Origin of the sequence: Vibrio wakamikoensis (genome assembly GCF_050337275.1) — a bacterium.
GTDB lineage: Bacteria > Pseudomonadota > Gammaproteobacteria > Enterobacterales > Vibrionaceae > Vibrio > Vibrio chaetopteri.
The window spans coordinates 1-16,060 of sequence record NZ_JAKJST010000034.1 but is presented as its reverse complement, the minus strand read 5'-3'; the positions used below and the strand labels follow the sequence as shown (position 1 = coordinate 16,060).

Below are 16,060 nucleotides of genomic sequence, written 5' to 3'. Positions count from 1 at the left end.
CAGAAATACGGGTCCCTCTGACCCTCCCCGGCCGTCCAGCACTCTCCCTACACACTATAATTAAGACTGGCGGCCACTCCCTTTCAAAGGCCTTTCTTTCGATTAGAAAGGCTCTCAAGGATAAAGGCTTCAGCCCGTTGAGCTTGCCGAGTAGTACTCTTCTGCACTGATACTCATTGTTCGCGGCGCTTCCAATACTAAGTGCGCGAGTGTTTTAGCTTCACTAGCCAATGCTTCACTCCATTCATTCCAAACCCGAGAGATATAAGGGTTGTCTCCTTCACCGATCTGCATGAAGCCCCCCTGGAAACGGCCAGCCATTTTACTGAGCATTTTTTCATCACTCGGTGTCCACTGGCCGCGGCTGTAGTTAGCCTCAATACCCGCCAGTGCCGTTTCAGGGAAATAGCAAAGCGGCTTATCTAGACCTTGCAGATACAAGCTGACTAGCTGGGTTAAATAATCCTTGGCACTCTCAGCACTAAGCGCTGGATAAATGCGATGCACTACGCCTTCTTTTTTATCGTAAGCCAGCATATGAGTTTTACTTTGTCTGCCTGCCACGGCCACCAACAGATGATCTATCCATGCGGCGAGATAGTCGGTAGCGCGCAGCCTACCGCTTCGATAGCGCACCACACCGCTTTGATAACACCCGGTTACCCAGCCTTGCAGCGCGACATGACAATCATCAATGTCTAAGGTCAAGTCGACTTCGACATCTTCAGCTTCTTGGCTCACTAACGGCGCAGTAGCCTGCGCCAACTCTTGGGTTTGCGACACGTTTGCGGCAAACTCCAGCTCGCCAAACTCATTGACGGGCAAATAGCCCTTGGCTTTTTGTTCCGCTTTAAATGCGTTCAGTTTATCGCCTTCAATGTGACCTTTGGCCTCTATCATGGCATCTAATAAAGATTTACGAAGACCAAAACTTTCCAATCCACTCAGCGCAAATGGCTCTTCATCTTCTAGTCCGAGAAGGCTTTCCTCAAAGTTAACTTGCAGACGTCGATTAAACAGATACTGCACCGGCAAGCGCCAGAAGCGCTGTAACTCGGTCAACTCCAATTCGACCTTTTCACCTTGCGCTCGGGCAATGGGCTCTAAATTAAACGGCAGCGATAAGCTTTGCGTCGCCTCAAGCGTTGTTTGCTGCGCCGATGGCAACCACTCAGCGGCGTAACTTTGTAGTGCACTCGTAGCATCAAAGTGAGCAGCGCTGAATGGCACCATAGGGTATTCACGCAGCAGTGATTGAGTGAGCTTGGCGCCAGAGCTATCAACGTCTAACGCTTCATCACCTTGCAAACAGTAGTTTTGCTCACAGTATTCTAAAAGCTCTGAAACCAACACCGATGGCACGCGCTCAGTATTGTCTTGAATGGAACGCCCAACGTAACTGATGTAGAGGCTTTGCTGCGCTGAAAGCAGCGCTTCTAGGAATAGATAACGGTCATCGTCGCGTCTTGAGCGATCGCCTGGCTTGGTTCGTCCTACCATGAGGTCAAAGCTCTCAGGCGGCACACTCCGCGGGTATACACCGTCGTTCATACCAAGCAGGCACACGGTATTGAACGGGATAGAGCGCATTGGCATTAGGGTACAAAAATTGACTTGTCCTGCCAAAAAGCGCTGACTAACGCGTGAGCCAGAAAGCTTATCAATGAAGTACTGACGCACGATGCGCGGTGCCAGTGCCTCGTCGTATCGCGCATCCAATAACTGATCGCCAAGTGCCGACAAAGTATCGCGAATCGACTTAACAACGACCTCACCTTCAATATCCACGGCAAAAAAGTCATCAACCAATTGATTGATGCCGCGCTGCCACTGCTCGATACCCATGGTGTGATTTAACACCTTGCGATAATGCGCCAGCTTATCGATAAACTGCGCCAGTTTACCGGCAGTCTCTGCTTGCATGCCTTGAGTTTGCTCGTAAGGAGAAATGCTCTCGTCGCCGACCATTAGTAGGCCTGCGTGCTCACTCACCGCATAACCCGCCAACATACGAGAAATACCAAACATCCAAGAGTTTTGACCAAATTCAGGCAAATCAAATTCGCTTGCCGTTTGGTTATCAATGCCCCAGCGGATCTGCGCCTCTTCCACCCAAGCACGCAGCAGCGAAAACTCTTGTTCACTGATATCAAATCGCGCCATGATTGCTGGCACTTCCAACAGCTCAAGCACTTCACTGCTGGTGCAGCGTAAGTCAGGCAGTTGCAAAAGCTGGTTAAAGGCGTTGAGTAGCGGGCTTTCTTTATCGGCCGTGCGATCAGAAATAGAGAACGGAATGTAACGCTCACCAGAGGCATTGCCGAACACCGCTTGAATCGCCGGGCTGTAGGCATTGATATCAGCCACCATGACGATGATGTCACGCGGCTTCAATTCCGGATTGCGGTCGAACATCGCCAGCAAATTATCGTGCAGCACTTCCACCTCGCGCATTGGGCTATGACAAACATGCACCGATAGCGAGGTATCTTCAGCGGCAATCGCTGGCTTGTGGCTTGATGAGAGCAGTAAGGCATCATCTTGATGCTCTTCCAGATTAAGAATATCTGCCTGAAGGTTGCCAAGCAGGGTGGCTCTATCGACATCAACAAAGGCTTCAATCTCGTTAGATTCAAGTTGTGACAATAGATACAAGTTATCCCTGCCGAGTTTACCCATCGACGCAAGCAAGCTGTTGCCCACTTCAGAGAGATGCAGCTCGTCGTCTACGTTCGCTTCCACATCGCCTTTGAGCTGCGGCGCCATCTCCCACTCGCCTTCTTGCCACTGCTGGCTGTCGGCAAAGGCATCGATATCATTAAGCTGCTTGCGCTTGGCCGCGGCAAGCTTTGCTAAGTATTTACGATCGCGCACCTCACCCCAATAGAATCGGCACGGATTGGTAAACATCAGATGAACATCAATATGCTCACCTAGGGCTTTTAACGCATCGAGATAACGAGGCGGCAGTGAAGAGATACCAAACACGAATAGACGCTTGGGAAGCTGATTGAGCCCTTGAGCTTTGATATCTTGATTGTTGGTAAGTACGTCAATGAAGTGCTCATATAAGTTGGCACGGTGATACGGAGACTGACCAAGCGCCACAGTATGATCGTACAGTGCTTGCCAAAGTTTTGGCTGCCACGGCTGCTCGTCTTCAAGCTCAAAAACCGGTAAACCGGCTTCCCACGCGGCTATCCATTCGGGACGATATACCAAGTATCCATCGTAGATATCGGCGATTTTTTCTGCCAGTTGATAGCGTTTCGATGCATCTTGGTCATCGGTTAAATATTGGGCGAGCGGCGCAAAGTCCGGGTCGTTTAAGTGCTCAGGCAAAAGGTGCATGATCTTCCACGTCATCGCTTCTTTGTTGAATGCACTGCGCGCAGGCACATCATCTAACACTTGAACAAAGCGATCCCATATAAAGGTGGCTGGAAGTGGGAAGTCAATGTTGGCCGCAATACCAAACTCTTGTGCCAACGCCATTTTCAGCCATTGAGACATGCCTGGGCTTTGGACGAGAATTTGTTCTTTCTCAAACGGGTTTTCAATAGGGTCGAGTTTGATGAGCTGAACCAACAAGGATTTAAGCACATCTATCTGATTTGAGTGGTAAACGGTGAACACGTGACGGCGCGCCTTTCGCTAATTTTCCTCCCTCAAGGTTAACACAGTCCCTGTGTATCTAAGACCTTTTACGCCGTGATATTTGCTTGTTTGGGTAAATAAGCAACGAGGTAACGAATCGCAACGTAGCTAACAACAATCGTCGCCACAACAAGCTCAATATTGGCAAGCGCGGTGATCTGTTTCACCATCTCAACTGGGGCGTGTTGTGCGCTCATCCAAGCCGCGAGTTTGTATTGCGCCGTTGCGCTGATCACCATTGGGAAGGTAAAAGCAGCGTAGCCCGGGCTGAATGGCAAGCGCATCAATTTGATAAACGCAAGGTAGATGAACAGTGTCATCAACACACCAATACCGAATAGCAGCGCAATAATGATAGCAGATGGCTCTGACGCAACCGTTAGGTAACCGGCAAGCGATAAGCTCGCTGGCGCTGCCATAATTGCCATGGTTGGTTTTGCTGCATCTGGGATCTCATGAGTAAACACCAAACGGTAAATCATGGTTGGCAGCATGACCGCGTAAGCAACAAGGCCAAATACTAGAGCACTGTTGGCAATCCATGCTAAATCTGGGTTACCCGAGAAAGCCACATCCGCAACGATAATGCCGACTGGTGGTACAAACCAACTTGGTACCATGTGGTGCAACTCGAAGTCGCGCATGCGGTGGTAAGTAAAGCTTGCCAAGAACACGATGTGCAGCGCCACAGCGCCAAGCCATAGTGCGTCACCAACATTAGGTGCAAATTGACCGACTGAGTGAGACACAACCATGGTTGCCATCGCAAACGTTGGGGCAACACTGCCTACCACAGGGTGTGCAAGTTCCTGACGCAATACGTGATTATGGAACAAGTATTTGTAGGCAAGGATAATGAGTAGCACACTGGCAATAGCAGCACCTGTCCACTGGGCAACATGATCAAGCGGAAGCGCATTTTCCCAGCTCCAGCCAAGGCTGGCGATACCTAGAGCCAATCCAGCCATTGGGGTTGGCGCCGCTTTTACTCTGTTATGTGCTTTTGTCACTCTCGCAATCATCACAATCACCTCAATTCTTCAGTTGCGGTGATTGTAAACCTTGCTTATGTTTATATATATTCAATTATTCAATCTACTCGTTAAGTTAAACTGAACATGAAACCACATATCTCGTTAAAACAGCTCAAGGTCTTTGTTGCGGTGACTCAGCACCAAACGCTTACTGCAGCTTCGGACACGCTTTTTCTCTCTAAAGCGGCGGTCAGCATGTCGCTGAGTGAGCTAGAAAAACAGATAGGTCACGCCCTGTTTGATCGGGTCAACAACCGCTTGGTCATCAATCAAGAGGGACAAAAACTGCTGCCCCTTGCCGATGAACTGCTCAGCCGAAGCCGAGATATTGAATCGCTGTTTGGTGATGAGCAGAGTTATCGCGGCGTACTGCGTATCGGTGCCAGTGATACGGTAGGCAACCAAGTCGCACCATTTCTGCTCAGTGATTTTCGCGACGAGCATCAGCATAAGTCCCAGCAACTGTTTATATCCAACACCGCTTTGATCTGTCAAAAGCTCATCGACTATCAACTCGATATCGGCCTAGTAGAGGGTAAAACCTTGCACCCTGAACTTGATAGCTACCCTTTTAGTGAAGATGAAATGTGCATAGTGGTGTCTCCCAAGCATCCTCTTGCTAAAAAATCGTGTGTCACCCTAGAGGACTTGGAAAATAGCGACTGGATTCTACGAGAACCAGGTTCTGGCACAAGGGAGTTTTTCCTAAGAACCGTTGCCCCCAGAATTGAGATTTGGCATGAAGCCTTTGAGCTCAATACCACCGAAGCCATTATTAACAGCGTATCCGCCAATCTTGGCTTGGCCTGCCTCTCGACTTTAGCGACACAAAGCGCCATTGATGATGGTCGCTTAGTGCCTATATCAGTTTCGCTCGACATGAAACGCCGCTTTTGGCTGCTGGTTCATAAGGAGAAGTACCAAAGCCCCCTACTGGAACGCTTTATCTTGTTTTGCCAGCAATGGCGTGCGACGACTATAGCCAAAAAAACGCGCCGCAATACGAGTAGGAATTAGGCAAACAGCTCTCACTTTTGCGCCCTCGACTGGACATTAACTTTGACCCTCTGTATAAACAGACAGTATTAGAATCTTAAATTTAACTAGAGGATTAACCATGGCTGTAATCGTCAAGTACGTGGTGGAACGCAACGGAGAAGAAAAGATGACTTTTACCTCTAAAGCAGAAGCTGACGCTTATGACAAAATGTTGGATATGGCGGATGAGCTGTTTTCTCTGCTAAGTGAAAGCAAGCTTATCGAAGATGAAGAGAAGCAAGAAGAGCTATCGCTATATCTTGCACAGCGTAAAGAAGAAGTGCTTTACGCTCTTGGTGCGAAGCGCAAGCCAACGCCAAAAAAGCCAAAAGTGGTTAAGCCTGTTGAAGAGCAAGATGCAGAAGACGCAGCCTAATGCGTTAACTTGCTAAAATTGCAAAAGTAAATCAAATAGCCAGTAGAACGCAGAGTTTTACTGGCTATTTTGCTTTTTGCGCCTGAGTAAGTATTTGCGAGCGAATAAGCGAATGCAAGCCGCTAAAATTTCTTATTAGGAAAAAACATCGCTGAAAAGACAAAGGGTATCGTTTTACAGACTTTTGTCGTTTTTGCCCTTTCATCTGCCATCACGTCTCTTTAAGATGATTGCTAACAAATCAGTCAAGGTCGCCGCCAATCGCTGCGGCTTTGAGACAAATCTATACATGGAGACATAGAGTCATGGCAGCATTCTCAATCGCTTTTGGTACTGCAACCAAAAACCGCGACGGTAAAATCATCGAAGCATTCTTTCCTCACCCACGCCTAAACCCATCTGATGCGCTTATCGCAGCAGTGGCAGAGGTATCTGGTTATGCGGAAGGCAACCAAGCTATCGAAATTTCTGCGGCGCAAAGCGCGGCTCTAGCAACCGCATTCTCTAGCAATGATGATGCAAAAAACGCCGCATTTGCCGAAAAAGCAGCAAGCTCTTCACAGCCGCTAGTACTGGTTGTACTGGCGACAGACGAGAAGCCTCAATCTGTTGCAGAAGGCTTCCTAAAACTGCAACTTATCTCAAACCGCCTAGTACAGCCTCACGGTACAGTACTTGATGGCATCTTCGGTCTACTTCACAACATCGCTTGGACTAACCAAGGTGCAATCGACCTTCCAGAGCTGGCTGAGCGTCAAATCGAAGCACGTCTAGCAGGCGAAACACTCACTGTCGATTGCGTAGACAAGTTCCCTAAAATGGTTGATTACGTGGTTCCAACTGGCGTTCGTATCGCAGATACGTCTCGCGTACGTCTTGGTGCTCACGTTGGCGAAGGCACAACGGTTATGCATGAAGGTTTCATCAACTTCAACGCGGGTACAACTGGCGTGAGCATGGTTGAAGGTCGTATCTCTGCAGGTGTTGTAGTTGGTAATGGCTCAGACATCGGCGGCGGCGCGTCTATCATGGGTACGCTATCTGGTGGCGGCACGGTTGTTGTCTCTATCGGCGAAAACTCACTACTAGGTGCAAACGCGGGTCTTGGTTTCCCACTAGGCGATCGTTGTACTGTTGAGTCTGGTCTTTATGTAACGGCAGGTTCTAAAGTACGTATGCTGGACGCGTCTGGCGCAGAAGTTGAAATTGTTAAAGCTCGCGACCTCGCTGGCAAGCCGGATCTTCTGTTCCGTCGCAACTCAGTAACCGGTCAGATTGAATGCCTGACGAACAAAACAGCCGTTGAACTGAACAGCGAGCTTCACAGCAACAACTAATTCTCGGTTGCTGAAGGGTTAATACCCCAAAACAGAAAACCTCAGTCCATCTTTTGGTACTGAGGTTTTTTATATCAACTAACGCCCAAACACTAAGTTATTGAGCGCGCTAGATATCCAGATCTTTGTTCTCGATGCTCACGGCAACCGGGCGACTTATCATATTCACTAACATGATCGAACGCGCTTCTCCGTCAGCTTCTTGGAAAATCGCTTCGATACCCGCGAACTGACCACCCGTTACGCGAACTGTCTCACCGTGCTTTGGTAAGCTGTCTGTTTCCGGTTCATCCGGAAGCTCCGCTAACAGCTGCAACTCGTCAATAAGTGCAGAGTCGACCTCTTTGGGATGAGAGCCAAAACGGATGAAATCGACCACACCGCGCGTAGAGCGCACTGTGGTGAAAGATGGACCTTGTTCGTAATCAAATTCTACAAACACATAAGAAGGAAAGAGCGGCTCTTTCACCTTCTGTCTTTTTCCTCTGAGGATCTTTTCTACTTCTACTTCAGGGTAGTAGCAGGATAAGCCTTGATTCTCGAGGTGCATTTTCGCTCGGCCTTGTTCACCGCGCTTACAATAAAGCAAATACCAACGTTTCATTTTAACTGTTCGATTTAACTATTTAATTTGATTATTCGATGTTTTTGTTTGTCTGCATCGTACCACTAAACCCAACACTGTGCCCGTATAACCCTCTCTTGTCTGCGATCAAACCGATGAAAAATCCGAATAGATGGTGAACGGTAAAAATGAAAAGTTAGATTGCAGCACGAAGATTACGTACCATTGCTGAAAAATTTTCTTACATTTCATTGTGTTAAACATTTATTCCACAAACTCCACAAAATACGCCCCTTGCGGACATTAATATTGTCATGTATACCATTTGGCACATTAAATTCTTTGATGATAAAAATTAGTAAAACTTATGACAGCACAACGCAACATCTTCGGCCACCCTCGCGGCCTATTCCTACTGTTCGGTACCGAACTTTGGGAACGTTTCTCATATTATGCTATGCGCGCAATATTAGTTTTGTTCCTAACAGACACCACAATCAATGGTGGTATGGGCTGGTCTACTAAAGATGCTCTAGATCTCTATGGTATCTATACTGGACTTGTTTACATCACTCCGCTTATCGGTGGTTACATTGCCGACAACTACCTAGGTCAACGTAAGTCCATCATCATCGGTGGCGTACTAATGGCTGCAGGCCAGTTTGTGTTAGCTGCTGCGGCATCTGGTGCACCAAGTGCCGAGATGTTCTACGGTGGTCTAGCACTGCTTATTGCTGGTAACGGTATGTTTAAGCCAAACATTTCGACCATGGTAGGTGACCTTTACGCTGAAGGCGACAACCGTCGTGATGGCGCATTCACTATCTTCTACATGGGTATCAACCTCGGTGCACTATTAGCGGGTATCGTTGTTGGCTCAGCAACCAACTCGTTCGGTTGGTCAGCAGGTTTTATCGTGGCAGGTGTCGGCATGGTAATCAGCCTAATAATGCAAATGACCATGGCAAACTCATGGCTAGGCGACATTGGTAACGTACCTGCAGCTGCACGTGCTCGTGAACTGAACCCATCAAAAACTAAAGCACCACTCACTCGAGAAGAGATGGATCGCTTGAAGGTTATCCTAATTATGGGTCTGTTCGTTATCGTTTTCTGGGCGGGCTTCGAGCAAGCGGGTGGTTTGATGAACATCTACACCCAGCAGTACACCGATCGCATGATTGGCGACTTTGAAGTACCAGCAGCCTGGTTCCAGTCTCTAAACCCATTTTTCATCATCACTCTTGCACCAGTACTTGCCGCTATCTGGGTGAAACTGGGCAAGCGTGAACCAAACTCTCCGGTTAAATTTGCACTTGCACTGTTTTTCCTTGCAGTAGGCTTCCTTTGCATGGTTGGCGCCGTACTTGAGCAAGGTGGCGACACCAGCGTTAAAACCTCAATGCTATGGTTAGTCGGCGCATTCTTCTTCCACACACTAGGTGAACTGTGTCTATCTCCAATTGGTCTATCACTGGTGACTAAGCTTGCGCCACTGCGCCTTGCATCTTTGATGATGGGTGCATGGTTTGGTTTCAACGCCATTGCGAACTACGTCGCAGGTGTAGTCGGCTCACACGTAGGCGAGCTAGGTGCTATGGCAATCTTTAGTGGTATCGCTATCACAGCTGTTATCTGTGGCGTTATCCTACTGTTGTTTGCTAACACCTTAGTAAAATGGATGCACGGCGCAGAGCAAAGCTCAGTGAGCAATGCAGAACAAGTAGAAGAGCAGCAAGCTCAAATCGCTTAATTGTTTATTCGTTGGATCGAATAGAAATGACAAAGGCCAGTCAACATGACTGGCCTTATTTGTTTAAACTCGTTTAATTTGACGCGCTAAGCGTTGTTCACCAACTCTGCCATCATGGCGACATGGGCATCTGAGTCGTTAAGACACTCGATGTAACTAAAGCGCTCACCTCCAGCTTCAATAAAGGTCTCTTTGGCCTCTATAGCGATTTCTTCCAGAGTTTCCAAACAGTCGACCGAGAATGCTGGCGTCATAACATCGATGGTTTTGATACCCTCGCCTGGCATCTTCTCTAGGGTTTTGTCAGTGTATGGCTGCAGCCACTCTTCACGACCGAATATCGATTGATAGCTCATTCCCATCTGCGATTCATCCAAACCGAGCTCTTGGCGCAGCAGGTCAGTGGTTGCCTGACAATGCAGTGGGTACACATCCCCGTTGTCTGCATAGCGCTTTGGTATGCCGTGGTAGGAACATAACAGGTAATCAGCACGGCCATTTTGCTCCCAGTGAACTCTGACCTTGTCAGCGAGCGCTTTGATGTACATTGGATGATCGTGATAGTCACGAATCATAGAAAAGGCCGGTAAGGTTGAAATCGACTTACACACCTTCGCGATACCATCAAACGCGGCTGCTGTTGTGGTGCCCGAGTACTGCGGATAAAGCGGCAGTACCACTATCTTTTCTACACCTTGGTCGAGCAGTTTAGTGATCCCGCTTTGCAGCGATGGATTGCCGTAACTCATGCCAAGTTCAACAGGGAGGTTGATTGATTGAGCCAGCTTATCGGCCTGACGCTTAGAGTACACCATCAGCGGTGAGCCCTCGTCCATCCATACCGATTGATAAGCTTTAGCGACCTTAGGAGAGCGAATAGGAAGAATGATACCGTGCAGCACCGGACACCAAATCCAGCGGGTCATATCTACGACGCGATGATCGTGCAGAAACTGCTCTAAAAAGCGTCTCACCCCTTTTGCTGTCGGTTCATCTGGCGTGCCAAGGTTAACCAACAACACACCCATTTTTGACGAATCGCTCATAGACTTCCTTTGTTTTTAATAGTATTTCTAAGCGAATTATATACCTATGTGCGCTTTTCTTGGATCAAAAAAAACGACCTCGAAAGGTCGTTTTTTTAGCGAATTCACAAATGTCGATTAAGACAGTGCTTTTTCGATGTCTGCGCTAACGTCAGCCACTTGCTTAGTACCGTCAAATTTTAGGTACTTAGTGCTGCCTGCTTCTGCTTCTTTACCGTAGTAAGAGATTAGTGGTGCAGTTTGATCGTGGTATACACCTAGACGAGCACGAACGGTTTCTTCTTTGTCGTCATCACGTACCACTAGGTCTTCACCTGTTACGTCATCTTTACCTTCCACTTTAGGTGGGTTGTAAACAACGTGGTAAGTACGACCAGAAGCTAGGTGAGCACGACGGCCAGCCATACGCTCTACGATTACGTCGTCAGCAACGTCAAATTCGATCACGTAGTCTACATCTACGCCCATCTCTTTTAGGCCATCAGCCTGAGGGATCGTGCGTGGGAAGCCGTCAAGTAGGAAACCTTTCTCGCAATCGTCTTGAGCGATACGCTCTTTGATTAGACCAAGAATGATGTCGTCAGATACAAGTTGACCTGCATCGATAACTGCTTTCGCTTTCTTACCAAGCTCAGTGCCTGCTTTGATTGCTGCACGTAGCATGTCACCAGTAGAAATTTGTGGGATACCATATTTTTCCATGATGAATTGAGCTTGTGTGCCTTTACCTGCACCTGGAGCACCTAAAAGAATGATGCGCATGACTTGTCCTCTTATATAAAAAAAGATTTATACCGAAGCCTACTGCTTTGATGCCCAATGGGCATGTTTGCTGCGATACGTTTCGGTATAAACGGTTTATTCAAAAATAGTTGAATCTTTTACTTGGCGCGCATTCTATCATAGAAATCGCTTGCTTGACGCCAAAAGTGTCTAAAGATCCTGCTTTGCACTCTAAAGTTACCTAAAAGTGTGCGTTTAGCCCTGGGAAAACAAGAGCTCGAATCCTCGAGCTCTTGAATTAGACTAGGGTGTCAAACTCTGCAAGGGAATTAGACTTTAGCCAAAAGCTTGTTGATCGCACCCAAGAATTGCGAAGGGTCGGTCATTGAGCCACGCTCTGCGAGCATCGCTTGACCAAGTAGCACTTCAACCCAACGGCCGAATGCTTCTTCATCGGCTTCATCTGCCATGCGCTTAACCAGCTCATGCTCAGGGTTAATCTCAAAGATGTACTTCACCTCTGGTACTTCTTGACCCGCCGCTTCTAGCAGCTTCGCCATTTGTGTACCCATTTCGAAATCATCAGTGACGACTACCGCTGGTGTGCTTGCTAGCTTGAACGTGGTGCGAACTTCTTTAACGCGCTCACCTAGGTAAGTTTGCGTGCGCTCAACCACTGACTTGAACTCTTCTTCCGTCTCTTTTTGCTTCTCTTTCTCTTCTTCGCCTTCGAACTTGCTCAGATCAAGACCCGCTTTAGTGATTGACTGGAACTGCTTACCATCAAACTCAGTGAGGTAGTTCATTAGCCATTCGTCGATACGGTCATACATCAAGACAACTTCAATGCCTTTCGCTTTAAACTGCTCAAGGTGAGGGCTATTCTTCGCGGCTGCGTAGCTGTCTGCTGTTAGATAATAGATCTTATCTTGGCCTTCTTTCATGCGCTCAACATAAGACGCTAGAGAAATCGTCTGCTCAGCTGAATCCACTTCCGTCGAAGCAAAGCGCATTAGACCAGCGATTTTCTCTTTGTTCGCCATGTCTTCGGCAGGACCTTCTTTTAGCACTAGGCCAAACTCTTTCCAGAAAGACTGATATTTCTCTTCGTCATTCTTCGCCATGCGCTCAAGCATAGTGAGCACGCGCTTAGTACAGGCACCACGCAGCGATTGAGTCACTTTGTTGTCTTGAAGGATTTCGCGAGAAACGTTTAGTGGGAGATCATTTGAATCTATCAAACCGCGCACAAAACGCAGGTAAGACGGCATAAACTGCTCAGCGTCATCCATAATAAACACGCGTTGCACGTAAAGCTTTAGACCGCTCTTGTGGTCACGGTTCATCATATCCCATGGTGCTTTTGCTGGGATGTAAAGCAGGCTGGTGTAGTCGTTTTTGCCTTCAACACGGTTGTGGCTCCACACCAGTGGATCCGCGAAATCGTGAGAAACGTGTTTGTAGAACTCTTGATATTCTTCGTCTTTGATATCAGATTTATTACGAGTCCAAAGCGCTTGAGCTTTATTGATTTGCTCCCACTTACCTTGGTCGGTCTCTTTACCTTCTTCGTCACGCTCAAGGGTCCAGATAGACACTGGAATACCGATATGATCAGAGTACTTACTGATAACATCACGCAGGCGCCATTCTGATAGGAACTCTTTACCTTCTTCACGCATGTGAAGCACGATGTCCGTACCGCGAGTCTCTTTGGTGATGTCTTCGATGGTGTAATCACCTTCACCAGCAGAGTGCCATTGCACAGCTTGATCCGCTGACGTGCCTGCAGCACGAGTGCGCACGGTCACTGCATCAGCCACAATAAAGGCAGAGTAGAAACCAACACCAAACTGGCCAATAAGCTGTGAGTCCTTACTCTGCTCTTCAGACAGTTTGGCAAAAAACTCTTTGGTTCCAGATTTAGCGATCGTTCCAAGATGCTCAATCACATCGTCACGAGTCATACCAATACCGTTGTCCGAAACGGTCAAAGTATTGTTCTTTTCATCAAACGATAACTTAACGCCCAGGTCAGCATCGCCTTGATATAGCTCTGTATTAGATAGGGCTTGAAAACGCAGCTTGTCGGCGGCGTCTGATGCGTTTGAAATCAGCTCTCTTAGAAAAATTTCTTTGTTTGAATACAGAGAGTGGATCATAAGGTGAAGAAGTTGCTTTACCTCAGACTGAAAGCCACGGGTCTCTTTGTTCTTAGTCTCAACGGTGCTCATGCTATCTCCATTTACACATTTCATACCGAGTTTCGCTAAAGTCATACTCGATATCGCTACGATTAGTTGATTAAAGAGATGAGGATGAAGATTGTAAATTCAAGGTAAAGATAAATAAAAATACTGTTTTTTTGATTTGTTTTTATTATCCTACTGCACCTGACTATAAAAAAATCCTAAAATTCTATAATTGGCTCTGAAGACATGCAGCGCCTGAATATCTGTTTCGTCGCGTTGCGGCATTAAAAAGAAGAATGCAATGAGTAACATAGGCACTAAGTTTATACTCGGCCAGAGGTACATTTTTGACCCAAACAGCAATTCGTTGGTCGACCAAACCAATAACGATGAAGTCGTTCGTCTTGGTAGTAATGAAAGTCGCATCCTACTTCTACTTGCTGAAAGACCGAATGAAGTAATCACTCGAAACGAACTGCATGATTTCGTTTGGCGTGAACAAGGCTTCGAGGTTGACGACTCTAGCCTTACGCAAGCTATCTCTACGCTGCGTAAAATGCTAAAAGATCCAACAAAATCTCCGCAGTTTGTCAAAACGGTGCCGAAACGTGGCTACCAGTTGATCTCAGCCGTTGAACGCTCTGCACCCAAAGCGTCCTCTGACACACTAGATGAAGCACCGGTTGCCGAACTTCCAGCAGATAAACTGGAAGCAGTAACTATTGCAACTGCACCAACAGCAGCCACTGTTGCTATCGCACAAAAACCAAAAACACCACCCAGTGTTTGGGCGATGATTGCGGTAGCTATCTTGTTACCGATAGTAGTCTTAATGGTCACCAACCCTGCACAATCGACCTTTAAACCACTGAGCGTAGTCAATGAAGTTCAAATTGTGACGCCAGAAAGTCACCCTGACGTGACAAGCTGGTTGCCAAAAATTGAGCAATGCGTAGCGAAATACGTGGAAACACACACTGGTGACATGCTACCGGCACAAGTGATTGTCACTGGCGATCAAACCGATCAAATCGCTCTCAACTTCATTCACACTGTCGATCATTCAAGTGAGAACAGCACAATGCGTATCTTCACTGAACAGTCTGATTTGTCTAAAGTGTGCCAGTAAGGAGTCGTAACCGATGAAAATGAAATACGCCGCTATCTTACTGGCAATCTCAACTGCGTTGAGTGCCTGGCTATATTGGGGAAGCGATCTCAAGCTGGAGCAAGTGCTGACCTCCAACGAATGGCAATCGAACATGGTTGGCATTATTGCCGCAAGGCATTATCCAGATACGGATATCGGTCCATTGAGCCGTCTAGAAATGTCAGCAAACGTGAAGTACTTACCAGGCGGTGAGTATATTCGTGAGTCTTCGATGCGTCTTTTTGGTGACGATCCAGAGACTCACACGCTGATTAAAATTTCTGAAATGGGCACGTGGACAATCAGTGATAACTATCTTCTGATTTCGCCACGCGAGTTTAAAGACACAGCAACCGCACAATCTGATGAGTTTACTCATGAGCAACTTGCGATGATTAAGCAATTTCTGAAAATGGAAGCGCAGCAAAGTCGCCGTATCGATATTGTAAACGAGAACACACTGCTGCTGACCAGTTTAAACCAAGGTTCTTCAATCCTATTTTCAAACTAACTTAGTTCAGATATGAAGTATTCAAAGGAGGCGCAAGCCTCCTTTTTTAATCATGATAACAGGGATGAATATGCAAAAACCGACCATCGACATTTACTATTGCCGTCAGTGTAACTGGATGCTGCGCGCCACTTGGATGACCCAAGAACTGCTGCACACTTTTAGCGAAGAAGTGGAAACGATCCGTCTACACCCAGACACCGGTGGGCGATTTGAGATCTATTGTAACGAAGTTCAAATTTGGGAGCGTAAGCGTGATGGCGGCTTTCCAGAAGCGAAAGTTCTTAAGCAGAAAGTGCGAGATATTATCGCGCCAGATCGCGACTTGGGACATGTGGACAGTACGATCCGCTAAAAATAAAAAAACAGAGCAAAAGCTTAATGCTTGTAAGTTAAGAAGCTAACACCTTTTAGAAGGCCTAGTCGCATAGCGACTGGGCCTTCTTTTTACCGCTCTTGGATAGCTCCTATCTCGCCTTTCTGGCAACGTAAAACTCTCAGCCATATCTAGGATATAGTTCATCACCTCCGGGATTCTTCCAGGTGCGACGGCAGGAAGGAGTTGTAACTGTCCTATTAAGAACAACGAAGCTTGTTTAAAGCCTATCTGGTAAGGCATTACCTTGTTTTGGTCGTAGGCCATTTGGCACATTAAGAACCGAAGTAAGTTATAGGCCA

13 protein-coding genes and 1 pseudogene are annotated in these 16,060 nt (G+C 47.2%); 7 read left to right on the top strand and 7 right to left on the bottom strand.

The features are described from left to right. Positions 1-129: 129 nt before the first annotated feature. Together recC and L4C42_RS19505 are read right to left on the bottom strand one after the other, a co-directional pair. Positions 130-3,636, bottom strand: a complete 3,507-nt coding sequence (gene recC / locus L4C42_RS19510; RefSeq protein ID WP_418642009.1) for an exodeoxyribonuclease V subunit gamma — start codon at positions 3,634-3,636, stop codon at positions 130-132. Between the two features lie 68 nt (positions 3,637-3,704). Continuing rightward, a complete protein-coding gene (locus L4C42_RS19505; protein WP_418642008.1) occupies positions 3,705-4,679 on the bottom strand; it encodes a TDT family transporter in 975 nt (324 codons plus the stop codon). Between the two features lie 96 nt (positions 4,680-4,775). Here L4C42_RS19505 and L4C42_RS19500 point away from each other — a divergent pair, with 96 nt between their 5' ends. The 3 genes from L4C42_RS19500 to dapD all read left to right on the top strand — a co-directional run bounded on the left by L4C42_RS19500 (position 4,776) and on the right by dapD (position 7,442). Continuing rightward, a complete protein-coding gene (locus L4C42_RS19500; protein ID WP_353496841.1) occupies positions 4,776-5,708 on the top strand; it encodes a LysR family transcriptional regulator in 933 nt (310 codons plus the stop codon). Between the two features lie 100 nt (positions 5,709-5,808). Further along, positions 5,809-6,105 carry a YebG family protein gene (locus tag L4C42_RS19495; RefSeq protein ID WP_353496842.1) on the top strand — a complete coding sequence of 99 codons (297 nt, stop codon included), beginning with the start codon at positions 5,809-5,811 and terminating at the stop codon, positions 6,103-6,105. Between the two features lie 305 nt (positions 6,106-6,410). Next, complete coding sequence (gene dapD, locus L4C42_RS19490; protein WP_429761637.1) at positions 6,411-7,442, top strand: 2,3,4,5-tetrahydropyridine-2,6-dicarboxylate N-succinyltransferase; 1,032 nt, start codon at positions 6,411-6,413, stop codon at positions 7,440-7,442. 109 nt (positions 7,443-7,551) lie between these two features. Here dapD and rfaH read toward each other — a convergent pair whose 3' ends face one another. Continuing rightward, a complete protein-coding gene (rfaH, locus tag L4C42_RS19485; protein WP_353496844.1) occupies positions 7,552-8,046 on the bottom strand; it encodes a transcription/translation regulatory transformer protein RfaH in 495 nt (164 codons plus the stop codon). 328 nt (positions 8,047-8,374) lie between these two features. Between rfaH and L4C42_RS19480 the strand changes: the two genes are divergently transcribed. Beyond that, a complete protein-coding gene (locus L4C42_RS19480; protein ID WP_353496845.1) occupies positions 8,375-9,760 on the top strand; it encodes a peptide MFS transporter in 1,386 nt (461 codons plus the stop codon). Positions 9,761-9,846: 86 nt separating this feature from the next. On the opposite strand, the gene hemH is transcribed toward L4C42_RS19480, so the two are convergent. The 3 genes from hemH to htpG form a co-directional block, all read right to left on the bottom strand. Further along, positions 9,847-10,806 carry a ferrochelatase gene (hemH, locus tag L4C42_RS19475; RefSeq protein WP_353496846.1) on the bottom strand — a complete coding sequence of 320 codons (960 nt, stop codon included), beginning with the start codon at positions 10,804-10,806 and terminating at the stop codon, positions 9,847-9,849. Positions 10,807-10,923: 117 nt separating this feature from the next. Further along, a complete protein-coding gene (adk, locus tag L4C42_RS19470; protein ID WP_042497123.1) occupies positions 10,924-11,568 on the bottom strand; it encodes an adenylate kinase in 645 nt (214 codons plus the stop codon). Between the two features lie 290 nt (positions 11,569-11,858). Beyond that, complete coding sequence (gene htpG, locus L4C42_RS19465; protein ID WP_353496847.1) at positions 11,859-13,763, bottom strand: molecular chaperone HtpG; 1,905 nt, start codon at positions 13,761-13,763, stop codon at positions 11,859-11,861. Positions 13,764-14,022: 259 nt separating this feature from the next. Between htpG and L4C42_RS19460 the strand changes: the two genes are divergently transcribed. From L4C42_RS19460 to L4C42_RS19450, 3 genes are all read left to right on the top strand, one after another. Continuing rightward, positions 14,023-14,850 (top strand): transcriptional regulator, encoded by an 828-nt coding sequence (locus L4C42_RS19460; RefSeq protein ID WP_353496848.1) that lies wholly within the window; start codon positions 14,023-14,025, stop codon positions 14,848-14,850. 13 nt (positions 14,851-14,863) lie between these two features. Beyond that, a complete protein-coding gene (locus tag L4C42_RS19455; RefSeq protein ID WP_353496849.1) occupies positions 14,864-15,382 on the top strand; it encodes a regulatory protein ToxS in 519 nt (172 codons plus the stop codon). 70 nt (positions 15,383-15,452) lie between these two features. Continuing rightward, positions 15,453-15,737 carry an Rdx family protein gene (locus tag L4C42_RS19450; protein WP_353496850.1) on the top strand — a complete coding sequence of 95 codons (285 nt, stop codon included), beginning with the start codon at positions 15,453-15,455 and terminating at the stop codon, positions 15,735-15,737. 45 nt (positions 15,738-15,782) lie between these two features. Here L4C42_RS19450 and L4C42_RS19445 read toward each other — a convergent pair. Then, positions 15,783-16,060, bottom strand: a pseudogene (locus L4C42_RS19445) (IS4 family transposase); the annotation flags it as partial.